Source organism: Delftia sp. DLF01 (assembly GCF_014852125.1).
In the GTDB taxonomy this organism is placed as follows: domain Bacteria; phylum Pseudomonadota; class Gammaproteobacteria; order Burkholderiales; family Burkholderiaceae_C; genus Comamonas; species Comamonas acidovorans.
Genome location: NZ_JACVAZ010000004.1, coordinates 593,915 through 614,398 on the forward strand (window position 1 = coordinate 593,915; position 20,484 = coordinate 614,398).

25 protein-coding genes are annotated in these 20,484 nt (G+C 66.1%); 23 read left to right on the forward strand and 2 right to left on the reverse strand.

Translation table 11 applies throughout. From position 1 onward, the window contains the following. The first annotated feature begins 37 nt into the window (after positions 1-37). The 22 genes from IB269_RS23655 to hisA all read left to right on the forward strand — a co-directional run bounded on the left by IB269_RS23655 (position 38) and on the right by hisA (position 16,906). A complete protein-coding gene (locus tag IB269_RS23655; RefSeq protein ID WP_012207337.1) occupies positions 38-844 on the forward strand; it encodes an amino acid ABC transporter substrate-binding protein in 807 nt (268 codons plus the stop codon). 131 nt (positions 845-975) lie between these two features. Next, complete coding sequence (locus IB269_RS23660) at positions 976-1,629, forward strand: amino acid ABC transporter permease (RefSeq protein ID WP_012207336.1); 654 nt, start codon at positions 976-978, stop codon at positions 1,627-1,629. Beyond that, positions 1,610-2,398, forward strand: a complete 789-nt coding sequence (locus IB269_RS23665; protein ID WP_318652181.1) for an amino acid ABC transporter ATP-binding protein — start codon at positions 1,610-1,612, stop codon at positions 2,396-2,398. The genes IB269_RS23660 and IB269_RS23665 overlap by 20 nt, the downstream gene beginning before the upstream one ends. Before the next feature lie 218 nt (positions 2,399-2,616). Further along, a complete protein-coding gene (locus IB269_RS23670; protein WP_013800794.1) occupies positions 2,617-3,456 on the forward strand; it encodes an ABC transporter ATP-binding protein in 840 nt (279 codons plus the stop codon). Next, a complete protein-coding gene (gene mlaE, locus IB269_RS23675) occupies positions 3,453-4,235 on the forward strand; it encodes a lipid asymmetry maintenance ABC transporter permease subunit MlaE (RefSeq protein WP_180318872.1) in 783 nt (260 codons plus the stop codon). The genes IB269_RS23670 and mlaE overlap by 4 nt, the downstream gene beginning before the upstream one ends. Positions 4,236-4,279: 44 nt before the next feature. Beyond that, positions 4,280-4,765: an outer membrane lipid asymmetry maintenance protein MlaD gene (gene mlaD, locus IB269_RS23680; protein ID WP_012207332.1), complete on the forward strand. Its 486-nt coding sequence runs from the start codon at positions 4,280-4,282 to the stop codon at positions 4,763-4,765. Continuing rightward, a complete protein-coding gene (locus IB269_RS23685; RefSeq protein WP_013800795.1) occupies positions 4,762-5,565 on the forward strand; it encodes a VacJ family lipoprotein in 804 nt (267 codons plus the stop codon). The genes mlaD and IB269_RS23685 overlap by 4 nt, the downstream gene beginning before the upstream one ends. 116 nt (positions 5,566-5,681) lie before the next feature. Next, positions 5,682-6,323, forward strand: coding sequence for a phospholipid-binding protein MlaC (locus IB269_RS23690; RefSeq protein ID WP_065345575.1), 642 nt, complete (start codon positions 5,682-5,684; stop codon positions 6,321-6,323). Positions 6,324-6,343: 20 nt separating this feature from the next. Continuing rightward, on the forward strand, positions 6,344-6,625 hold the full coding sequence (locus IB269_RS23695) for a lipid asymmetry maintenance protein MlaB (RefSeq protein ID WP_012207329.1): 282 nt from the start codon (positions 6,344-6,346) through the stop codon (positions 6,623-6,625). A 73-nt stretch (positions 6,626-6,698) separates the two neighbouring features. Then, positions 6,699-7,628, forward strand: a complete 930-nt coding sequence (locus tag IB269_RS23700) for an ABC transporter ATP-binding protein (protein ID WP_013800798.1) — start codon at positions 6,699-6,701, stop codon at positions 7,626-7,628. Beyond that, positions 7,625-8,380, forward strand: coding sequence for an ABC transporter permease (locus IB269_RS23705; RefSeq protein ID WP_012207327.1), 756 nt, complete (start codon positions 7,625-7,627; stop codon positions 8,378-8,380). The genes IB269_RS23700 and IB269_RS23705 overlap by 4 nt, the downstream gene beginning before the upstream one ends. 127 nt (positions 8,381-8,507) lie before the next feature. Then, the gene (locus IB269_RS23710; RefSeq protein WP_012207326.1) at positions 8,508-8,756 is read left to right on the forward strand and encodes a BolA family protein; all 249 of its coding nucleotides are present in this window, start codon (positions 8,508-8,510) and stop codon (positions 8,754-8,756) included. A 96-nt stretch (positions 8,757-8,852) separates the two neighbouring features. Then, a complete protein-coding gene (gene murA / locus IB269_RS23715; RefSeq protein ID WP_192368478.1) occupies positions 8,853-10,121 on the forward strand; it encodes a UDP-N-acetylglucosamine 1-carboxyvinyltransferase in 1,269 nt (422 codons plus the stop codon). Beyond that, complete coding sequence (gene hisG, locus IB269_RS23720; protein WP_012207324.1) at positions 10,118-10,768, forward strand: ATP phosphoribosyltransferase; 651 nt, start codon at positions 10,118-10,120, stop codon at positions 10,766-10,768. Before murA ends, hisG begins: the two co-directional genes overlap by 4 nt. Further along, positions 10,752-11,423 carry a DUF6348 family protein gene (locus tag IB269_RS23725; protein ID WP_071956740.1) on the forward strand — a complete coding sequence of 224 codons (672 nt, stop codon included), beginning with the start codon at positions 10,752-10,754 and terminating at the stop codon, positions 11,421-11,423. Before hisG ends, IB269_RS23725 begins: the two co-directional genes overlap by 17 nt. Positions 11,424-11,440: 17 nt before the next feature. Then, the gene (hisD, locus tag IB269_RS23730; RefSeq protein WP_013800800.1) at positions 11,441-12,757 is read left to right on the forward strand and encodes a histidinol dehydrogenase; all 1,317 of its coding nucleotides are present in this window, start codon (positions 11,441-11,443) and stop codon (positions 12,755-12,757) included. A 134-nt stretch (positions 12,758-12,891) separates the two neighbouring features. Beyond that, a complete protein-coding gene (locus IB269_RS23735; RefSeq protein WP_017405472.1) occupies positions 12,892-13,140 on the forward strand; it encodes a DUF6364 family protein in 249 nt (82 codons plus the stop codon). Further along, positions 13,137-13,574, forward strand: a complete 438-nt coding sequence (locus IB269_RS23740; protein ID WP_012207320.1) for a PIN domain-containing protein — start codon at positions 13,137-13,139, stop codon at positions 13,572-13,574. Before IB269_RS23735 ends, IB269_RS23740 begins: the two co-directional genes overlap by 4 nt. A gap of 53 nt (positions 13,575-13,627) precedes the next feature. Beyond that, a complete protein-coding gene (hisC, locus tag IB269_RS23745; RefSeq protein WP_043822285.1) occupies positions 13,628-14,752 on the forward strand; it encodes a histidinol-phosphate transaminase in 1,125 nt (374 codons plus the stop codon). Next, positions 14,749-15,354, forward strand: coding sequence for an imidazoleglycerol-phosphate dehydratase HisB (hisB, locus tag IB269_RS23750; protein WP_012207318.1), 606 nt, complete (start codon positions 14,749-14,751; stop codon positions 15,352-15,354). Before hisC ends, hisB begins: the two co-directional genes overlap by 4 nt. 81 nt (positions 15,355-15,435) lie before the next feature. Further along, complete coding sequence (gene hisH / locus IB269_RS23755; RefSeq protein ID WP_013800802.1) at positions 15,436-16,104, forward strand: imidazole glycerol phosphate synthase subunit HisH; 669 nt, start codon at positions 15,436-15,438, stop codon at positions 16,102-16,104. A gap of 61 nt (positions 16,105-16,165) precedes the next feature. Beyond that, positions 16,166-16,906 (forward strand): 1-(5-phosphoribosyl)-5-[(5-phosphoribosylamino)methylideneamino]imidazole-4-carboxamide isomerase, encoded by a 741-nt coding sequence (gene hisA, locus IB269_RS23760; RefSeq protein ID WP_012207316.1) that lies wholly within the window; start codon positions 16,166-16,168, stop codon positions 16,904-16,906. Positions 16,907-16,991: 85 nt separating this feature from the next. Here hisA and IB269_RS23765 read toward each other — a convergent pair whose 3' ends face one another. After that, positions 16,992-18,182, reverse strand: coding sequence for a spherulation-specific family 4 protein (locus IB269_RS23765; protein ID WP_192368479.1), 1,191 nt, complete (start codon positions 18,180-18,182; stop codon positions 16,992-16,994). An 85-nt stretch (positions 18,183-18,267) separates the two neighbouring features. On the opposite strand from IB269_RS23765, the gene IB269_RS23770 reads away from it, so the two are divergent. Then, a complete protein-coding gene (locus IB269_RS23770; protein WP_192368480.1) occupies positions 18,268-19,170 on the forward strand; it encodes a D-hexose-6-phosphate mutarotase in 903 nt (300 codons plus the stop codon). A gap of 70 nt (positions 19,171-19,240) precedes the next feature. Here IB269_RS23770 and IB269_RS23775 read toward each other — a convergent pair whose 3' ends face one another. After that, the gene (locus tag IB269_RS23775) at positions 19,241-20,392 is read right to left on the reverse strand and encodes a S1C family serine protease (RefSeq protein ID WP_012207313.1); all 1,152 of its coding nucleotides are present in this window, start codon (positions 20,390-20,392) and stop codon (positions 19,241-19,243) included. Positions 20,393-20,484: the final 92 nt, after the last annotated feature.

Sequence of the window (20,484 nt, forward strand, 5' to 3'; positions counted from 1 at the left end):
GCCGCCTTTCGCTTTTTCCACTCCAAAGCTTTAAGCCATGAAAAAACGCACCCTCTTGGCCATGGTGGCCCTGTCTGCACTGCTGGCAGCCTGCGGCAAGAACGAGTCCGCATCGACCGCCGCCGCGCCGGTTGCCGCCCCCGTGCCGGCAGCCATGACCAAGTTGGTGATCGGCCTGGACGACAACTTCCCGCCCATGGGCTTTCGTGACGACAAGAACGAGATCGTCGGCTTCGACATCGACATGGCGCGTGAAGCCGCCAAGCGCATGAACGTGGAAGTGGACTTCAAGCCCATCGACTGGAGCGCCAAGGAGGCCGAGCTGGTCGGCAAGCGCGTCGACGCGCTGTGGAACGGCCTGACCATCACCGAAGAGCGCAAGAAGAACATCGCCTTCACCGCGCCCTACATGGAGAACCACCAGATCATCATCGTGCGCGCCAACTCCGACATCAAGGACAAGGCCGGCCTGGCAGGCAAGGTCGTGGGCGCGCAGGATGGCAGCTCGGCCGTGGACGCCATCAAGAAGGACGCCGCCGTGGCCGCCAGCTTCAAGGACCTGAAGACCTTCGGCGACAACATCACCGCGCTGATGGACCTGTCGGCCGGCCGCCTGGACGCCGTCGTGGTCGACGAGGTCGTGGGGCGCTTCCACGTGGCCAAGAAGGCTGGCGAGTACCTGGTGCTCGAGGACAACTTCGGCACCGAGGACTACGGCGTGGGCCTGCGCAAGGAAGACACCGAAGTTCTGGGCAAGCTCGAAGCCGCGCTGGCCGAGATGAAGAAGGACGGCAAGGCCGCCGAAATCGCCTCCAAGTGGTTCGGCAAGGACATCATCAAGTAAATCCGGCACACCATGCGACCGGCAAGGCCAGCCTGGCATTGCCGGTCTTTTGCGTTCTGGGACGCACGCGCCCGTGGCTGCCCGGATCCTGCCGATGCCGGCGGGGCCGCGCACCGCACTGAGGCCATTCGATGGAATATGTAATCTCGCTCATGGGGCCGCTGTCCGCCGGCGCCCTGGTCACCCTCAAGCTCTTCGTCATCACCCTGGCGCTGTCCATTCCCCTGGGACTGTCGCTGGCGCTGATGCGCATCTCCCGCTTTCCCGCGCTGAGCCGGCTGGTAGGCGGCTACATCTGGCTGATGCGCGGCACGCCGCTGATGCTGCAGATGCTGTTCATCTACTTCGCGCTGCCCTTCGTGCCCGTGATCGGCGTGCGCCTGCCCGATTTCCCTGCCGCCGTCGTCGCCTTCGCGCTGAACTACGCCGCCTACTTCGCCGAAATCTTCCGCGCGGGCATCCAGTCCGTGGACCGCGGCCAGTACGAGGGTGCCAAGGTGCTGGGCATGAGCTACGGCCAGACCATGCGCCGCATCATCCTGCCGCAGATGTGGGCGCGCATCATCCCGCCTGTGAGCAACGAGACCATCACCCTGGTCAAGGACACCTCGCTCATCTACGTGCTGGCCCTGAACGACCTGCTGCGCGCCGCGCGCGGCATCGTGCAGCGCGATTTCACCATCACGCCCTTCGTGGTGGCCGCAGGCTTCTATCTGGTCATGACTCTCGTGTTGACCTGGATCTTTCAATACCTAGAAAAACGCCATGCCAAATACGACGCGTGATAGCGCGCCTGAGACCATGATCTCGGCGCAGAACATCTGCAAGGGCTTTGGCGGCGTGCCGGTGCTGCGCGGCGTTTCGCTGGAGCTGGCGCGTGGCGAGGTGGTGGCCATCATCGGTCCCTCGGGATCGGGCAAGAGCACCTTTTTGCGCTGCCTCAACCACCTGGAGACCATTGACAGCGGCCGTGTCGCCGTTGAAGGCGAAGTGCTGGTGGACAGCGGCGCGGACGGCCGCGCCCACTACGTGCCCGAGGCGCAGATCCGCCAGATCGGCCGCAAGATGGGCATGGTGTTCCAGTCCTTCAACCTGTTCCCGCACCTCACGGTGCTGGAGAACATCATCGAGGCGCCGATCGTCGTCAAGGGCCTCAAGCGCGAGCAGATCGTGCCCAAGGCCGAGGCGCTGCTCCACAAGGTGGGCCTGCTGGAAAAGCGCGATGCCTATCCCAACCGCCTGTCGGGCGGGCAAAAGCAGCGCGTGGCCATCGCCCGGGCACTGGCCATGGAGCCGGACATCCTGCTGTTCGACGAGCCCACCTCCGCGTTGGACCCGGAGCTGACCGGCGAAGTGCTGCGCACCATGCGCGAGCTGGCCCAGGAGCACATGACCATGCTGGTCGTGACCCACGAGATGGGCTTTGCCCGCGAGGTGGCCAATCGCGTGATCTTCATGGACAAGGGCGAGATCGTCGAGCAAGGCCCGGCGGAAGCCTTTTTTGCAGCGCCGCAGCACGCCCGGACCCAGGCATTTCTGCAGAACATGTTGTAAAAAAACATCTGTCCAGTCCGTACTTTCCCCAGGTCCAGAGAGCGTGCAACGCTTGTGTAGCAAGCGAAGCATGCTCTTTTTTTTATGGCGTTTTCTGCCATGACTTTTTGAGAAACATACACGGATGTATGTTTATCTCAGGGGGTGATGAGCAGGCATCGGCACCTGTCTGCACAATAGCGGGCTTGCCTGCGAACATTTATCGACCGCACCACAGCATGATCCCAACCGCCTCTTTCGTGGAGTTGCGCAACGTCACCTTCGGCTATGGCGAACGTGTGATCCTGCGCGACCTGTCGCTGCAGGTGCCGCGCGGCAAGGTCACGGCCCTGATGGGGGCATCGGGCGGCGGCAAGACCACGGTGCTTCGCCTGATCGGCGGCCAGCAGCATGCCCAGCAGGGGCAGGTATTGTTCGATGGCAAGGACGTCACCACCATGGACGCCGCAGGCCTGTACGCCGCGCGCCGGCGCATGGGCATGCTGTTCCAGTTCGGCGCGCTGTTCACCGACATGAGCGTGTTCGACAACGTGGCCTTCCCGCTGCGCGAGCACACCGATCTCCCCGACGAACTGGTCCGCGACATCGTGCTCATGAAGCTGCATGCCGTGGGCCTGCGCGGTGCGCGCGACCTCATGCCCAGCGAGATCTCTGGCGGCATGGCCCGCCGCGTGGCGCTGGCGCGGGCCATTGCGCTGGACCCCGAACTGATCATGTACGACGAGCCCTTCGCCGGGCTGGACCCCATCTCCCTGGGCACGGCCGCCCAGCTGATCCGCGAACTCAACGACGCCATGGGCCTGACTTCCATCCTGGTGTCCCATGACGTGGAGGAAACCTTCCACGTGGCCGACCATGTGGTCATCCTGGGCAACGGCGGCGTCGCCGCCCAGGGCTCGCCAGATGAGGTGCGGGCCAATCCCGACCCGCTGGTGCAGCAGTTCATCCACGCACGGGCCACCGGTCCCGTGCCTTTCCACTACCCCGGCGTGAGCGCCGAGGAAGATTTCGGCAACCCCGCAAGCTCCGGCAAGAGCAACGGCAGGAGGCACGCATGAACCGGCTGCATCCCGCACGCATTGGCGCGGCGGTACGCCAACAGCTGACGCAGCTGGGCATGGGTACGCGCCTGTTCGGCCGCCTGCTCGCCCTCATGGGGCCTGCGCTGGGCCGCCCGCGGCTGATCGGCGACCAGATCCATTTCCTGGGCAACTATTCGCTGGCCATCATTGGCGTGTCCGGCCTGTTCGTCGGTTTCGTGCTGGGCCTGCAGGGCTACTACACGCTGCAGCGCTATGGCTCGGCCGAGGCGCTGGGCCTTCTGGTGGCGCTGTCGCTGGTGCGCGAACTCGGCCCCGTCGTCACGGCGCTGCTGTTTGCCGGCCGTGCCGGCACGGCGCTGACGGCCGAGATCGGCCTGATGAAGGCCGGCGAGCAGTTGTCGGCCATGGAGATGATGGCCGTGGACCCGGTGCGCCGCATCCTGGCGCCGCGCTTCGTGGCGGGCCTGGTCGCCATGCCGCTGCTGGCGGCCGTTTTCAGTGCCGTCGGCGTGATCGGCGGCTGGCTGGTGGGCGTGGTCATGATCGGCGTCGATGGCGGCGCCTTCTGGGGCCAGATGCAAAACGGCGTGGACTGGTGGTATGACCTGGGCAACGGTGTTCTCAAGAGCCTGGTGTTCGGCGTGGCGGTGACCTTCATCGCGCTGCTGCAGGGCTATGCAGCCAAGCCCACGCCCGAAGGCGTGTCCCGCGCGACCACGCGCACGGTGGTGATGGCCTCGCTGGCCGTGCTGGGGCTGGACTTCCTGCTCACGGCCACGATGTTCAGCCTTTGACCCGGCACCGGTGCCACCTCTCGCAAATCAAGGAAAAACAAACCATGCAGCAATCCAAGAGTGATGTCTGGGTCGGACTGTTCGTGCTGATCGGCGCTGCGGCGCTGGTGTTCCTGGCGCTGCAGTCGGCCAACCTGCTGAGCCTGAACTTCCAGAAGACCTATACGCTGACCGCGCGCTTCGACAACATCGGCGGACTCAAGCCCAAGGCAGCCGTGCGCAGTGCGGGCGTTGTCGTCGGTCGCGTGGAATCCATCACCTTCGACGACAAGGTCTTTCAGGCCAGCGTGACCATGGCCCTGGAAAACCGCTACGCCTTTCCCAAGGACAGCTCCCTGAAGATCCTGACCAGCGGCCTGCTCGGCGACCAGTACATCGGCATCGAAGCCGGTGCAGATGACCACAATCTCAAGGATGGCGACCGCGTCGTCGCAACCCAGTCGGCCGTTGTGCTGGAAAATCTGATCGGACAGTTCCTCTACGGCAAGGCCGAGCAGGGTGGCAGCTCCGGTGCAGGAGGCAAAGAATGACAACCAACCACCATGAACAGGCGACCGCGGGTCGCCCTGCCGCCCAGGCAGCCTCCTGGCAGCGCGCCGCCATGCTCGGCACGCTGGCCGCCGCTTCGCTGCTCGCCGGCTGCGCCACCGCCCCGGGCGAGGCACGCAACCCCCAGGATCCGTTCGAGCCGTTCAACCGCAGCATGTACTCGTTCAATGACGGGCTGGACCGCGCCGTCCTGAAGCCGGTGGCCACGGCCTACCGCGATGTCACGCCGCGCCTGGCGCGCGATGGGGTGAGCAACTTCTTCTCCAACCTGAGCGATGCCTGGTCGTTCGTGAACAACGCGCTGCAGGGCCAGGCCGAGGGCGCCTACAACTCCATGGTGCGCTTCTCGGTGAACACGGTCTTCGGTCTGGGCGGACTGCTCGACATCGCCAGCGAGGCCGGCATCGAGCGCCAAAAGCAGGACTTCGGCCAGACGCTGGGCCGCTGGGGCGTGCCCACGGGGCCGTACCTGGTGCTGCCGCTGCTCGGCCCGTCCACGGTGCGTGACACGGCGGCTCTGCCTGTGGATGCCTGGGGCAACCCCCTGACGGCGATCAACGACATCCCCGTGCGCAACAGCCTGTATGTGCTGCGACTGGTGGATACGCGTGCACGCCTGCTCAATGCCTCCGACACGCTGGACTCCGTCGCCCTTGACCGCTACAGCCTGACGCGTGACGTCTACCTGAACCTGCGGCGTGGCAAGTCCGGTGATGACGGCCGCATCGAGGACTACGACGAAGATGCCGGCAAACTGCCGCCCGAAGACGGCGCAAAGTAAGCAGTTCGTAACATCCCGAGATGAAAAACGGTCAGCGCCTGACACGGCGCGGCCGGAAAAATGTGCAATATCAACCCGGTCCGGGGCATTGAGGCCCTGCTGGGAAAGGAAGAGTGATGATCAATCGACGTGCCTGGAGCGCTGCCGCGGCAGCCGTGCTGGCCATGGGAACCTGGGGCGCTGCGCTGCCCGTCCACGCGGCCGACGAAACCCCTGATGCGCTGATCAAGCGTGTCTCCACCGACGTGCTGGAAACCATCAAGAAGGACCCCTCGCTGCGCGAGGGCGATGTCTCCAAGGTCAATGCGCTGGTCAATGACAAGGTCATGCCCTATGTGAATTTCCGCCGCATGACCTCGGCTTCGGTGGGCCCGGCCTGGCGCCAGGCCACGCCTGCACAGCGCGAGAAGCTGGAGACCGAGTTCAAGGCCCTGCTGATCCGCACCTATTCGGGCGCGCTGACCCAGGTCAGCAACCAGACCATCAATGTCAAGCCGGTGCGTGCTGCGCCCGGCGACATCGATGTGCTGGTACGCACCGAAGTGCTGGGCCGCGGCGAGCCCGTGCAGTTGGACTACCGGCTCGAGAAGTCCGGCGACGGCTGGAAGATCTACAACCTGAATGTGCTGGGCGTGTGGCTGGTGGAAACCTACCGCAACCAGTTCAGCCAGGAAATCAATGCCCGCGGCATCGACGGCCTGATCGAGACCCTGGCCACGCGTAGCAAGATGCCGGCCACGCCGCCCTCCAAGGGCTGACAGCCGCTGACGCACGCGCCATGTTGCAGCTCCCCCGTGAACTGACCTACCGCCAGGCGCGCAGCTGCCTTGTGCAGCTGCGGCCCCAGGTGCAGGCCTTCGATGGCGCCCAGGTGCGCGTCGATGCCAGCGGCGTCGAGGTCTTCGACTCGGCCGCCCTGGCCGTGCTGCTGGCCTGCCGCCGCACCGCGAAGGCGGCTGACAAGCAATTGGTGGTCGTGGGCCTGCCGCAGGGCCTGCAGTCCATGGCGGCGCTGTACGGCGTCGACGGGCTGCTGACAGACGCATCCTCCCCCTCCTGAGCCGGCGCAGCGCGCCGCTGCAAAGAGCCCTGCAAGGCAGGTTTGGCTGCAAGGGCCTAGAATCGCGCCTCGCATGTCTGCCGTCTCATTCCAATCCATCTCCAAGACCTACCAGACCCCCAAGGGGGCCTTCCAGGCGCTCAACCACGTGAGTCTGGACATCGAGGAGGGCGAGTTCTTCGGCCTGCTCGGTCCCAATGGCGCTGGCAAGACCACGATGATCAGCATCCTGGCCGGCCTGTCGCGCGCCACCAGCGGCCGCGTGCTGGTCCAGGGCAGCGACGTGCATGCCGACTACTCGGCTGCCCGGCGCAAGCTGGGCATCGTGCCGCAGGAGCTGGTCTTCGATCCCTTCTTCAACGTGCGCGAGGCGCTGCGCTTTCAGTCCGGCTATTTCGGCGTCAGGAACAATGACGACTGGATCGACGAGCTGCTGCACAGCCTGGGGCTGACCGACAAGGCCAACTCCAACATGCGCCAGCTGTCCGGCGGCATGAAGCGCCGCGTGCTGGTGGCCCAGGCCCTGGTGCACAAGCCGCCCATCATCGTGCTGGACGAGCCCACGGCCGGCGTGGACGTGGAGCTGCGCCAGACGCTGTGGCATTTCATCGCGCGCCTGAACCGCGAAGGCCATACCGTGCTGCTCACCACCCATTACCTGGAAGAGGCCGAGGCGCTGTGCAGCCGCGTGGCCATGCTCAAGCAGGGCAACATCGTCAAGCTCTCGACCATGTCGGATCTGCTCAAGTCCGCCTCCTCCAACGTGCTGCAGTTCAAGACCGATACCGCCTTGCCGCCGGCCCTGGCCGCGCGGGCACGGGTGACTGGCCGCATCGTGCAGATACCCGCCAACGACGCCAGCGACGTCGAGCGCCTGCTCGCCGCGCTGCGCGAGGGCTCCGTCGTCCCCGAGGACGTGGAAATCCGCCGTGCCGATCTGGAGGATGTCTTCATCCACGTGATGAACGAGCAAGGCCAGACCTCGCAGGGAGCCTCGGCATGAACGGCTGGCAGACCCTGCTCAAGAAGGAAGTGCTGCGTTTCTGGAAGGTCAGCTTCCAGACCGTGGCCGCACCCGTGCTCACGGCCGTGCTCTATCTGCTGATCTTCGGCCATGTGCTCGAAGGCCGGGTGCTGGTCTACGACCGCATCAGCTACACGGCCTTCCTGATCCCCGGCCTGGTGATGATGAGCGTGCTGCAGAACGCCTTCGCCAACAGCTCATCGAGCCTGGTGCAGAGCAAGATCATGGGCTCCATGGTCTTCGTGCTGCTCACGCCGCTGTCGCACTGGGCGTGGTTTGGCGCCTACGTGGGCGCTTCGGTGCTGCGCGGGCTGCTGGTGGGCGTGGGCGTTTTCATCGTCACGCTGTACTTCGCCATTCCCGAATTCACGGCGCCGCTGTGGATTCTGGTCTTCGGCCTGCTGGGCGCGGCGCTGCTGGGCACGCTGGGCGTGATTGCCGGCCTGTGGGCGGACAAGTTCGACCAGATGGCGGCCTTCCAGAACTTCCTGATCATGCCCATGACGTTCCTGTCGGGCGTGTTCTATTCCATCCAGTCGCTGCCACCTTTTTGGCAAAAAGTCAGCCATCTGAACCCGTTTTTCTACATGATCGACGGCTTCCGCTACGGCTTCTTCGGCCAGAGCGACGTGTCGCCCTGGGTCAGCCTGGCCATCGTCGGCTCGGCCTGGCTGGCGGTGAGCGCCCTGGCCGTGCACCTGCTGCGCATCGGCTACAAGATCCGCGGCTGAGGTTTTTCCACAGGCTGCGGCGGGCGCTGTGCCCGCATTGTTGAATCCACCCATGAACAGGCGGCCGGCGCCCGGCGCCGCCGCCAACCAAGGCCATGCCACGATGCATGGCAGGAAAGCTTCCCCCATGACTGCAGACCAACTCAAGGAACTGATCGCCACCGGCCTGCCTTGCGAACATATTGCGCTGGAAGGTGATGGACGGCACTGGTTTGCCACCATCGTCTCGGCCCAATTCGAGGGCCAGCGACTGCTGCAGCGCCAGCGCCTGGTCTACGCCACGCTGGGCCAGCGCATGCACACCGACGAGGTCCATGCCCTGTCCATGAAGACCTATACGCCCGCCGAGTGGGCTGCCCAGGCCGGCCAGGCCTGAGCCGGCGGTCAGGCACTTCAGACTCCTGCTGCACCGGTCGCCACGGCCCGTGCGGCATCTTCTTTTCCCCGATTTCCAGATTCAAGGCTGTCAGCCATGGACAAACTCCTGATTCGCGGTGGCCGAGCGCTGCATGGCGAGGTGACGGTCTCCGGCGCCAAGAATGCCGCCTTGCCCGAGCTGTGCGCCGCGCTGCTGTCGTCCGAGCCCGTCACCCTGCGCAACGTGCCGCGCCTGCAGGACGTGGCCACCATGCTCAAGCTCATCCGCAACATGGGTGTCAGCGCCGAGCACGATGACGGCGGCACCGTGCGCATCAACGCCGGTTCTCTGTCCAACCCCGAGGCACCCTACGAACTGGTCAAGACCATGCGCGCCTCGGTCCTGGCCCTGGGCCCGCTGCTGGCCCGATTCGGCCAGGCCCGCGTGTCGCTGCCCGGCGGCTGCGCCATCGGCTCGCGCCCCGTGGACCAGCACATCAAGGGCCTGCAGGCCATGGGCGCCGAGATCGTGGTCGAGAACGGCTACATGAACGCGTGCCTGCCCGGGCATCTCAAGCGCCTGCAGGGCGCCCGCATCACCACCGACATGGTGACCGTCACGGGCACCGAGAACTTCCTGATGGCCGCCGTGCTGGCCGAAGGCGAGACCGTGCTGGAAAACGCCGCCATGGAGCCCGAGATCGGCGACCTGGCCGAAATGCTCATCAAGATGGGCGCGAGAATCGAAGGCCATGGCACCGGCCGCATCGTCATCCAGGGCGTGGAGCGCCTGAGCGGCTGCGAGCACCAGGTGGTGGCCGACCGCATCGAGGCCGGCACCTTTCTGTGCGCCGTGGCCGCCACGGGCGGCAATGCGCTGCTGCGCAATGGCCGCGCCGACCATCTGGGCGCCGTCATCGACAAGCTCAAGGATGCGGGCGCCGAGGTGTCCGCCGAGGACGGTGGCATCCGCGTGCGCGCGGCCGGCAAGCTCAAGGCCCAGAGTTTTCGCACCACCGAATACCCGGGCTTTCCCACCGACATGCAGGCGCAGTTCATGGCGCTGAACCTGGTGGCCGAAGGCTGCAGCATGGTCACCGAGACCATCTTCGAGAACCGCTTCATGCACGTGGATGAAATGCTGCGCCTGGGCGCGCAGATCACCACCGACGGGCGCGTTGCCACCATCACCGGCAGCCAGTCGCTGTCGGGCGCGGCCGTCATGGCTACCGACCTGCGCGCTTCGGCCAGCCTGGTCATCGCCGGCCTCGTGGCCAAGGGCGAGACCCTGGTCGATCGCATCTATCATCTGGACCGCGGCTACGATCGCATGGAAGACAAGCTGCGCGGCCTGGGTGCCGACATCGAAAGAGTTTCCCAATGACCATCACGATTGCCCTGTCCAAGGGCCGTATCTACGACGAAACCGTGCCGCTGCTGGCCGCTGCCGGCATCTCGGTCAGCGAAGACATTGAAAAGTCGCGCAAGCTGATCTTCGAGACCAACAAGAGCGACGTGCGCGTGGTGCTGGTGCGCGCCTCCGACGTGCCGGTGTATGTGCAGTACGGCGGCGCCGATCTCGGTGTGGCCGGCCTGGACTCGCTGATCGAGCATGGCGCCCAGGGCCTGTACCAGCCCCTGGACCTGAAGATCGCGCGCTGCCGCGTCAGCGTGGCCGTGCGCAACGGCTTCGACTATGCGCTGGCCGTCAAGCAGGGCGCCCGCCTGCGCATCGCCACCAAGTACCCCGAGATCGCGCGCAACTTCTTTGCCACCAAGGGCGTGCACGTGGACATGGTCAAGCTCTACGGCTCCATGGAGCTGGCCCCGCTGACCGGCATGGCCGACGCCATCGTCGACCTGGTGTCCACCGGCAACACGCTCAAGGCCAATGACCTGGTCGAGGTCGAGCCCATCATGGAGATCAGCTCGCGCCTGGTGGTCAACCAGGCGGCGCTCAAGCTCAAGCGCGAGCCGCTGCGCCACATCATCGATGCCTTCGCCGAGGCGGTAAATGGCCCCAGGGGCTGAGCCCGGCGATCCGGCGAAGGAGGCGCTTGCGCTGTGTTTCGCCGCGCATGGCCTGCCCTGCGAGGAATACAACGGCTGGCTGCTGCCTGGCGGCCAGGCACCGGGCGTGCTGGCTGATTGGCGCGGTGCCTACCTCGGTCATCCCCTGGTCGGTTCCCTGGCCGTGGTGGTCCGCCTGCCGGACGGGCACGAGATCATCGAGAATTTCACGGGCCTGGGTGAAGGCCTGCAGGGAATGCACGACGCATTCGGCCACTTCGCTGTCAGCGACCTGCATGTGATGCTCTCCGCCCTGTGGACGGCGCGCGATGAGGATGCCGTGCCAGCCGAGGCCTGGCAGGCCCATGGCCGACAATGGCAGGCCTATCCGGGCCCCTGGCATCTTCGCAACGATGCCCCGCTGCCCGAAGGCATCACTGAGCGCCTGCGCGCCTTGATCGAGGCCGAGGCGCTGGACAAGGACGAGGACCTGCACTGGTTTCGCTTCTTTGTCGGGCAGAACAATGGTGATTTCACCATTGAAGCGCTCAAGGACAATCAGAAGTGGCCCAGCGCTGAGGCCCTGCTGCGCGACCAGGACTGGCCCCTGCGCGACGGCTACTACGGCGCGCGCCTGTTCTTGATACTGAAGCACGGCTGCGAGACGGCCTGCTAGACCCCAAGGAAACCACAATGGAATATGTAGCTGCCCCTGCCCGCCTGTCGACTGCGGACGCCAACTTCGAACACGATTTTGCGCAGCGCCTGCATTGGTCGGCAGACACGGACGCGGCCATTGAGCAGCGCGTGGCCGACATCCTGGCCGATGTGCAAAAGCGTGGCGATGCGGCCGTGCTGGAGTACACGGCGCGTTTTGACGGATTGCAGGTGGACGGCATGGCAGCGCTGGAGCTGACGCAGGCCGAGCTCAAAGCCGCCTTCGACAGCCTGGGCGACGAGCAGCGCGATGCGCTGACGGCAGCCGCCCAGCGTGTGCGCACCTACCACGAGGCACAAAAGCGCGCCAGCGGCGAGAGCTGGAGCTACCGCGACGCCGATGGCACCCTGCTGGGCCAGAAGGTCACGCCGCTGGATCGCGTGGGCATCTATGTGCCCGGTGGCAAGGCCGCCTATCCGTCCAGCGTGCTGATGAATGCCATTCCCGCCCACGTGGCTGGCGTGCAGGAAATCATCATGGTCGTGCCCACGCCACGCGGCGAGAAGAACGCCCTGGTGCTGGCTGCCGCCTATGTGGCGGGCGTCACGCGCGGCTTCACCATCGGCGGTGCCCAGGCCGTGGCGGCCCTGGCTTACGGCACGGCCACCATCCCGAAGGTGGACAAGATCACCGGCCCCGGCAACGCCTATGTGGCCAGCGCCAAGAAGCGGGTGTTCGGCACCGTGGGCATCGACATGATTGCCGGCCCCAGCGAAATCCTGGTGCTGGCCGACGGCAGCACGCCGCCCGACTGGGTGGCCATGGACCTGTTCAGCCAGGCCGAGCATGACGAGCTGGCGCAAAGCATCCTGCTGTGCCCCGATGCCGACTACATCGCCGCCGTCCAGCGCGAGATCGACCGCCTGCTGCCCGAGATGCCGCGGCGCGCCATCATCGCCAAGAGCCTGAGCGACCGGGGTGCCCTCATCCTCACGCGCGACATGCAGGAGGCCTGCGCCATCAGCAACCGCATCGCGCCCGAGCACCTGGAAGTCTCCAGCAACGATCCCCACCAGTGGGAGCCGCTGCTGCGCCACGCAGGCGCCATCTTCCTGGGGGCCTACACCAGCGAGAGCCTGGGCGACTACTGCGCCGGCCCCAACCATGTGCTGCCCACCAGCGGCACGGCGCGCTTTTCCTCGCCGCTGGGGGTCTATGACTTCCAGAAGCGATCCAGCCTCATCGAGGTCAGCGAGCAGGGCGCCCAGACCCTGGGCCGCATCGCCTCGGTGCTTGCGCATGGCGAAGGCCTGCAAGGCCATGCGCGTGCGGCCGAAATGCGTTTGAAGTAGACGCTCGCTTCCTGCTGGAAGAAGGCGCCGTCACCGAAAGGGGCGGCGCTTTTTGCTGCCTGAACGCCAGAGCAAGCGTGTCAAGAATTGACACGAAATCAGTGGAGCACGAATTTCGTGTAGACTTGCGCCCTGTGAAGAACCTCACCATCACCGTCGAAGACAGCGTGCTCGAATGGGCCCGCATCGAGGCCGCGCGCCGCGGCACCAGCGTCTCGCGCATGGTGGGCGACTTCATGGCAGAGATGCAGCGCCGAGAGGATGCCTACGAGCGCGCCTACCTGGCCTGGCGCACCGACGAACGCGGCTGGGACGGCGGCCAGCCGTCATCCACGCAGCCCGCCCAGCGCAGTGCCGCGCTGCGCCGCGAGGGGCAGGCATGAACACCGTCTTTGTCGATACCTCCGTGCTGGTCGCTGCCGAAGACACGGGGCAGGGTGCCTTGCATGCCGCCGTGCTGCAGTGGCTGGACCTGCTGTGGCGCACGCGCAGCGGGCGCACCGGCAGCCAGTCGCTGTGCGAGTTCTATGAACAGGTCACCACGGCCGCCCAGCCTTTGCCGCAGGGCGATGCGCGCGCCGCCATCCGCCGCTACCAGACCTGGACGCCCTGGAAGACCGATGCCGCCACGCTGGAGACCGCCTGGGCCGTGCAATCGCGCCACCAGCTGGCCTTTGGCGACTGCCTGGCCGTGGCCTGCGCCCAGCACAGCGGCTGTGAGCAGATGCTGACCCTGCACCTGCCGCACGGCACCCAGTTTGGCGGCGTCGCCATGGTGCACCCGCTGCACCAGGCGCCGCCGCAGCAGCAGGCCTGAGCGGCTTCGCTGATGGATTTCTTCTCCCACTGACTCGTGAAAGTGTGCATGCCATGACAGCTTCCATTCCGCAGGTTCAGGCCCTGGCCCTGGAGCGCATCCGCGCCGATGTCCGCTCCATGCATGCCTACCATGTGCAGCCCTCGCAAGGCCTGCTCAAGATGGACACGATGGAGAACCCCTTCCGCCTGCCCCCTGAATTGCAGGCCGCGCTGGGCGAGCGCCTGGGCCGGCTGGAGATCAACCGCTACCCTGGCGAGCGCCAGGAAGTGCTCAAGGACATGCTGGCCCGCTACGCGCAGGCGCCGGCCGGCAGCGCCGTGCTGCTGGGCAACGGCTCGGACGAGATCATCACGCTGCTGGCCCTGGCCTGTGCCCAGCCCCACGCCGAGGGCCGCGCCACCATGCTGGCGCCCATGCCGGGCTTCGTCATGTACCCCATGAGCGCCAGGCTGCAGGGCCTGGACTTTGTGGGCGTCAACCTGACGGCCGACTTCGAGCTGGACGTGCCCGCCATGCGCGCCGCCATTGCCGAGCACCGCCCCGCCATCACCTATATCGCCTATCCCAACAATCCCACGGCCACGCTCTGGGCCGAGGCCGATGTGCAGGCCGTGATCGACGCGGTCGGCGCCATCGGCGGCCTGGTCGTCATGGACGAGGCCTACCAGCCCTTCGCCCGCCGCAGCTGGGCAGAGAACATGCGCGCCGACCCGGCCCGCAACGCCCATGTGCTGCTGATGCGCACGCTCAGCAAGTTCGGCCTGGCTGGCGCGCGCCTGGGCTACCTGATCGGCCCGGCCGCCATCGTCGGCGAGATCGACAAGGTGCGCCCGCCCTACAACATCAGCGTGCTCAACTGCGAGACGGCCATCTTCGCGCTGGAGCACGAGGCGCTGTATGCGCAGCAGGCCGTGGCCATCCGCGCCGAGCGCCAGCCGCTGATCGATGCGCTGGCCACGCTGCCGGGTGTGGAAAAGATCTGGCCGTCCGAGGCCAACATGGTCTTGCTGCGCGTGCGCGATGCCGCGCGCGCCCAGGCCGAGATGAAGGCCCGGGGCGTGCTGGTGAAGAATGTCTCTGCCATGCACCCGCTGCTGGCCAACTGCCTGCGACTGACCGTGGGCACCCACGAAGAAAACGCCCAGATGCTGGCGGCCCTGAAGGAATCCCTATGAGCAATGCAGCTCCCGCACGCACCGCCGAAGTGCAGCGCAATACCGCCGAGACCCGGATCAAGGTCGCCATCAACCTGGACGGCACGGGCAAGGCCAGCCTGCGCTCGGGCATCGGCTTTCTGGACCACATGCTCGACCAGATCGCGCGCCATGGCCTGATCGACCTCGATATCGACTGCGAGGGCGACCTGCACATCGACGGCCACCACACGGTGGAGGACATCGGCATCACCCTGGGCCAGGCCTTTGCCAAGGCCGTGGGCGACAAGAAGGGCATCCGCCGCTACGGCCATGCCTATGTGCCGCTGGACGAGGCCCTGAGCCGCGTGGTCATCGATTTCTCTGGCCGCCCGGGCCTGCACATGGACGTGAAATTCACGGCCGGCAGCATCGGCCAGCTCGACACCCAACTGGTCTACGAATTCTTCCAGGGCTTCGTCAACCACGCGGGCGTGACCATGCACATCGACAATCTCAAGGGCTTCAACGCCCACCACCAGTGCGAGACCATCTTCAAGGCCTTCGCACGCGCCCTGCGCTTTGCGCTGGAGCATGACGAGCGCATGGCGGGCGTCATCCCCTCGACCAAGGGCGCTCTGTAAAGAGAAGCGATTGACTCCGGTCAGAGCTTGATCTGACCGGGCAATCCAGCCGAAAATCCGACCGAACACGCGCCACACGCTATGAGTTTGACTGACAACACCGTCGCCGTCGTCGATTACGGCATGGGCAATCTGCGCTCGGTTTCCCAGGCCGTGCGCACGGCCGCCGCCGACTCCGGCTGGCAGGTCGTGGTCACCGCCGATCCCGAGGTGGTGCTGGCCGCCAACCGGGTCGTGCTGCCGGGCCAGGGCGCCATGCCCGACTGCATGCGCGAACTGCGCGAATCCGGCCTGCAGGACGCCGTGCTGCACGCCGCTGCCAACAAGCCCCTGTTCGGCGTCTGCGTGGGCATGCAGATGTTGCTGGACCACAGCGACGAGGGCGATGTGCCTGGCCTGGGCCTGATCCCCGGCAATGTGCGCAAGTTCGATCTGGCGGGCCGCGTCCAGGCCGACGGCAGCCGCTTCAAGGTGCCGCAAATGGGCTGGAACCGCGTGCACCGCAAGCACAATGCCGGGCAGTCCCACCCGCTGTGGCGTGGAATTCCCGAAGACAGCTTCTACTACTTCGTGCACAGTTTCTACGCCGTGGTGCAGCAGCCCCAGCATTGCGCTGCAGAGGCCGACTACGGCGGGCGCTTTGCCTGCGCCATCGCACGCGATAATATTTTCGCCACCCAGTTTCACCCCGAAAAGAGCGCGGACCAGGGCCTGGCCCTGTTCCGCAACTTTCTGGGCTGGAAGCCCTGAACCCTCTTTCCTTCCCCGCACCGGCCGCTGCATCCCAGGCCTTCATTGCTCGCAAACCATCATGCTGCTCATTCCTGCCATCGACCTCAAGGACGGCCACTGCGTACGCCTCATCCAGGGTGATATGGACCAGTCGACCACGTTCGGCGAAGACCCGGCCATCATCGCCCGCCGCTGGCTCGACGCCGGCGCACGCCGCCTGCATCTGGTGGACCTCAATGGCGCGTTTGCGGGCCAGCCCAAGAACCTGGTGGCCATCAAGGCCATCCTCAAAGAGGTGGACGGCCGGATTCCGGTGCAGCTCGGCGGCGGTATCCGTGACCTGGACACCATCGAGAAATACATAGACGCCGGCATCAGCTACGTGATCATCGGCACCGCTGCCGTGAAGAACCCGGGCTTTCTGCAGGACGCCTGCAGCGCCTTCGGCGGCCATGTGATCGTTGGCCTGGACGCCAAGGACGGCAAGGTGGCCATCGACGGCTGGAGCAAGCTCACGGGCCAGGACGTGCACTCGGTGGCCAAGCGCTTCGAGGACTGGGGCGTGGAGTCCATCATCTACACCGACATCGGCCGCGACGGCATGCTCACGGGCATCAACATCGACGCCACCGTCAATCTCGCGCAATCGCTGAAGATTCCCGTCATCGCCTCGGGCGGCCTGGCGGGCATGGCCGACATCGAAGCGCTGTGCAAGGTCGAGGACGAAGGCATCGAAGGCGTGATCTGCGGCCGCGCCATCTACTCGGGCGACCTTGACTTCGCCGCGGCGCAGGCCCGCGCCGACGAGCTCAGGGCCTGAACGGCCTGCGCCTTCCCTGTATTCGCGGGCGCCTGTGCTTCACAGGCGCCTGCGCTGCATTCAGCACCAGGGATTCAGGCTTTCTTTACGAGCAGGCGGGCATGGCCTGCCCGGCATTGGCGGCGCGCACGGTCTGCACAAAGGCATCCCAGTAGTTCGGCAGCCCGGCCCAGGGGTTGCCCACGCCGGTGCTGGGCTCGAACTCCAGCTGGGTCACATAGATCCATCCCGCCTGATAGCGGGCCGAGGCGGCCGACTGCACGGCCGTCTGCATGGCCGCGCAGCCCGACACGTTGTGCACCAGCGAGGCCTGGTGGCTGTTGGGCAGCCCGTACAGCCAGTCAAAACTCGTCGTGCGCGGATCGTAGGTGGCGTAGGTGGAGCCCTTGCCCTCGAACGTGGTCAGCACATCGGCCACATCGGCATAACCGGCCACGGGCACGAGGCCCGGGTTGCCGATCACGATCAGGTTGGGATTCTTGGCCTTGATGTACTGGTAGATGGTGCGGTAGAAGTCCAGCCGGTTGGCGGTGGCCGCCATCTCGTCAATGAAGAAACCCTTGACCAGGCCCGCGCCGTAGTGCGTGAAATAGTTGTCGATATTGGCCTGGATGCTGGCCAGCGATCGCGTGCCCGTGCCATAGCTGGAGCTCACATAGCCCACCAGCTGCCCGCCCGCGTTGGCAAAAGCGGTGGCGGCGCGCGTGATGTTCGCGTCCGGGCCACTGAAAATGCCGTTGGCCGGATTCAGGATGGCCGTCATCTGCACGGTCGGATTCGCCTGTGCGCTGGCCGTCAGCGCATTCCAGGCCGTGGCTCCCGAGCCGGTGGGATAGAAATACGTGGGCACCAGCACCCGCAGCGGTGCAGGTGCAGGACGCAGATAGAAGGTCTGGGAAGCGCTGCCCGTGCGGCCTGCCACGGTGGCGCTGGCCTGTACCTGCTGGCGGCCCGGCGTGGCGCCGGTCAGCGAAGCCGTTGCCACGCCGGAGCTGGTCAGCGCCGAGGTGCTGACGCCTGTGGCTGCGTTGAAGCTCACCACGGTTCCATCGGCGGCATTCACGCCATCGGCCAGAACACCTGCGCGCAGGGTCAGTGCCGAGCCTGCAGTCACCACATCCCTGGCGGCCGGGGCCGTCCATTGCACGGTGACCGAGGTCACTCCGGGCTGGCCGGTGCCGCCGTCACCCCCATTACCGCCATTGCCACCGCCAGCGTTGCTGTCACCACCGCCGCCTCCGCCGCAGGAGGCCACCGAGGCGGCCAGGGCGAGCATGCCGAGTCGCAGGACAAGAGAAGAGGGAGCGGGGGAGCGTTGCATGACAGAGGAGGGCTGAGCGGGGGAAAGGCTATATTCAAGCATGAAAGTTACATCTTCCTTTCCCGCAGTAACAGCTTTACCTGCGGCCGCGCAAGCTCCCGGCGCCTGCGCTGATGCATGGCAGGGCCTGCCCGCCATCCGCCTGCGCCTGGCTTGCGGCGATACCGCCCTGGTGGCCTTGCAGGGGGCGCAGCTGCTGTCCTGGCAGGCAGGTGGCGAGGAGCAACTGTTCCTGAGCCCTCATGCCGCCCATGACGGCCACACACCCATACGCGGCGGCATTCCGGTCTGCTTTCCCCAATTCAACCAACGCGGCCCACTGGTCAAGCACGGCTTTGCGCGCACCCTGCCGTGGCAGGCCGATGCAGCACAGGCCGAGGTTCTTGCCGGCGATGGCTTGTTCCTGCGGCTCAAGCTTGCCGATACGCCGCAGACGCGCGCCGTCTGGCCGCACTACTTCGAGACCTGGCTGGAGGTGACGCTGTTGCCCGGCCGGCTTGACGTGGAGCTGGTGGTGCACAACCGGGGAGACACGCCTTTGGCCTTCACTGCCGCATTGCACAGCTACCTGCGTGTGGCGGACGTGGAGCAATGCCGGCTGCAAGGCCTTGACGGCCTGCCCTACTGGGATGCCGTGGCAGACACCCACCCCACGCAGCAAGGCGACGTGCGCTTTGGCGAAGAGCTCGATCGCGTCTACCCCCGGCCCGGGAAGACCATGGAACTGGCCGCTCCTGCCGGAGGCTTGCGCATCTCGCAGGATGCTGCCTGGAGCGAGACCGTGGTCTGGAACCCCGGTCCTGCGCTGTGTGCCCGCCTGGCCGACATGCCGCCACAAGGGTGGCGGCAGATGCTGTGCGTGGAGGCCGCCGCCATCGATGCGCCCGTGCATGTGGCGCCCGGCGCGCATTGGCGCGCGGCGCAGCGCCTGCACAAGCTGTAGTTCAGCGCCGGCCCTGCAATGGAAAAAGCGCCTGCGAACAGGCGCTTTTTTCGTTGGGGCGGGGGCCGGGTCAGCGGCGCTGCATGCGTTGTGCCGACTGCGCAGGGCGCAGGCCCGGGGTGATCTGCAGCTCCACGGGGCCTTCGCCCCGGCGCACATCGAATTTCGCGGCCTCGCCGGGCTTGAGCGCGGCCACGGCGGTCAGCAGCTCGGACACATTGCGGATGGGCTTGTCGCCCACCTGCACGATCACATCGCCCGGGCGCATGCCGGCCTGGGCAGCGGGGCCTGCCTGCAGCACGCCGGTGATGATCACGCCGGAGTCGGCCTTCACGCCAAAGGTCTCTGCCAACTCTGGCGACAGTTCATTGGGTTCCACGCCGATCCAGCCGCGCACCACGCGGCCGTCCTTGACGATGCCGTCCAGCACCAGCTTGGCCGTGGACACGGGAATCGCAAAGCCGATGCCCATGCTGCCGCCCGAGCGTGAATAAATGGCGGTATTGATGCCCAGCAGATTGCCGCTGGCGTCCACCAGCGCGCCGCCCGAGTTGCCGGGGTTGATGGCGGCGTCGGTCTGGATGAAGTTCTCGAAGGTATTGATGCCCAGCTGACTGCGGCCCAGTGCACTGACGATGCCGCTGGTCACCGTCTGGCCCACGCCGAAGGGGTTGCCGATGGCCAGCACGCGGTCGCCCACGTCGATCTGGTCGGAATTGCCCAGAACGATGACGGGCAGCTTGTCCAGGGCGATCTTGAGCACGGCCAGGTCGGTCTCGGGATCGGTGCCGATCACCTGGGCCTTGGCCTGGCGGCTGTCGGTCAGCGTGACCTCGATGTCGTCCGCACCCTCGACCACGTGGTTGTTGGTCAGGATGTAGCCGTCGGTGCTGATGATCACGCCGCTGCCCAGGCCTGCCTGCTCCTGCGTGCCCTGGTCGCCAAAGAAGAACTGGAACCACGGATCGTTGCTGCGCGGATGCCGTACCGCCTTGCTGGTGTTGATGCTCACCACGGCCGGCGCTGCCTTCTTGGCCGCAGGTGCAAAGCTGCCGGGGCTGACTTCTCCGACGGGCGTGGCCGGCGCCTCCAGCAACGCGATGCCGGCATTGCTGCGCACGGCTCCACGGCGCAGCCAGTCCGGCTGCAGGGTGGCGACGACAAAGTAGGCAGCCACCAGGATGGTGACCGCCTGCGAAAACAGCAGCCAGGTGCGTTTCATGAAGTGTGGTGTTCTGTGCGGGAGTACAAGGCCTCATTGTGAGGCATGTCGTACACAGGGCGGTGGTGGGCGCGTTCGCTGGGGCGCTGGGG

What these genes read in the sequence shown, in the direction of transcription:
- IB269_RS23655 (WP_012207337.1), top strand. Translation starts at nt 38, where the DNA reads ATGAAAAAACGCACCCTCTTGGCCATGGTGGCCCTGTCTGCACTGCTG.
- IB269_RS23660 (WP_012207336.1), top strand. Translation starts at nt 976, where the DNA reads ATGGAATATGTAATCTCGCTCATGGGGCCGCTGTCCGCCGGCGCCCTG.
- IB269_RS23665 (WP_318652181.1), top strand. Translation starts at nt 1,610, where the DNA reads ATGCCAAATACGACGCGTGATAGCGCGCCTGAGACCATGATCTCGGCG.
- IB269_RS23670 (WP_013800794.1), top strand. Translation starts at nt 2,617, where the DNA reads ATGATCCCAACCGCCTCTTTCGTGGAGTTGCGCAACGTCACCTTCGGC.
- mlaE (WP_180318872.1), top strand. Translation starts at nt 3,453, where the DNA reads ATGAACCGGCTGCATCCCGCACGCATTGGCGCGGCGGTACGCCAACAG.
- mlaD (WP_012207332.1), top strand. Translation starts at nt 4,280, where the DNA reads ATGCAGCAATCCAAGAGTGATGTCTGGGTCGGACTGTTCGTGCTGATC.
- IB269_RS23685 (WP_013800795.1), top strand. Translation starts at nt 4,762, where the DNA reads ATGACAACCAACCACCATGAACAGGCGACCGCGGGTCGCCCTGCCGCC.
- IB269_RS23690 (WP_065345575.1), top strand. Translation starts at nt 5,682, where the DNA reads ATGATCAATCGACGTGCCTGGAGCGCTGCCGCGGCAGCCGTGCTGGCC.
- IB269_RS23695 (WP_012207329.1), top strand. Translation starts at nt 6,344, where the DNA reads ATGTTGCAGCTCCCCCGTGAACTGACCTACCGCCAGGCGCGCAGCTGC.
- IB269_RS23700 (WP_013800798.1), top strand. Translation starts at nt 6,699, where the DNA reads ATGTCTGCCGTCTCATTCCAATCCATCTCCAAGACCTACCAGACCCCC.
- IB269_RS23705 (WP_012207327.1), top strand. Translation starts at nt 7,625, where the DNA reads ATGAACGGCTGGCAGACCCTGCTCAAGAAGGAAGTGCTGCGTTTCTGG.
- IB269_RS23710 (WP_012207326.1), top strand. Translation starts at nt 8,508, where the DNA reads ATGACTGCAGACCAACTCAAGGAACTGATCGCCACCGGCCTGCCTTGC.
- murA (WP_192368478.1), top strand. Translation starts at nt 8,853, where the DNA reads ATGGACAAACTCCTGATTCGCGGTGGCCGAGCGCTGCATGGCGAGGTG.
- hisG (WP_012207324.1), top strand. Translation starts at nt 10,118, where the DNA reads ATGACCATCACGATTGCCCTGTCCAAGGGCCGTATCTACGACGAAACC.
- IB269_RS23725 (WP_071956740.1), top strand. Translation starts at nt 10,752, where the DNA reads ATGGCCCCAGGGGCTGAGCCCGGCGATCCGGCGAAGGAGGCGCTTGCG.
- hisD (WP_013800800.1), top strand. Translation starts at nt 11,441, where the DNA reads ATGGAATATGTAGCTGCCCCTGCCCGCCTGTCGACTGCGGACGCCAAC.
- IB269_RS23740 (WP_012207320.1), top strand. Translation starts at nt 13,137, where the DNA reads ATGAACACCGTCTTTGTCGATACCTCCGTGCTGGTCGCTGCCGAAGAC.
- hisC (WP_043822285.1), top strand. Translation starts at nt 13,628, where the DNA reads ATGACAGCTTCCATTCCGCAGGTTCAGGCCCTGGCCCTGGAGCGCATC.
- hisB (WP_012207318.1), top strand. Translation starts at nt 14,749, where the DNA reads ATGAGCAATGCAGCTCCCGCACGCACCGCCGAAGTGCAGCGCAATACC.
- hisH (WP_013800802.1), top strand. Translation starts at nt 15,436, where the DNA reads ATGAGTTTGACTGACAACACCGTCGCCGTCGTCGATTACGGCATGGGC.
- hisA (WP_012207316.1), top strand. Translation starts at nt 16,166, where the DNA reads ATGCTGCTCATTCCTGCCATCGACCTCAAGGACGGCCACTGCGTACGC.
- IB269_RS23765 (WP_192368479.1), bottom strand. Translation starts at nt 18,182, where the DNA reads ATGCTCGCCCTGGCCGCCTCGGTGGCCTCCTGCGGCGGAGGCGGCGGT.
- IB269_RS23770 (WP_192368480.1), top strand. Translation starts at nt 18,268, where the DNA reads ATGAAAGTTACATCTTCCTTTCCCGCAGTAACAGCTTTACCTGCGGCC.
- IB269_RS23775 (WP_012207313.1), bottom strand. Translation starts at nt 20,392, where the DNA reads ATGAAACGCACCTGGCTGCTGTTTTCGCAGGCGGTCACCATCCTGGTG.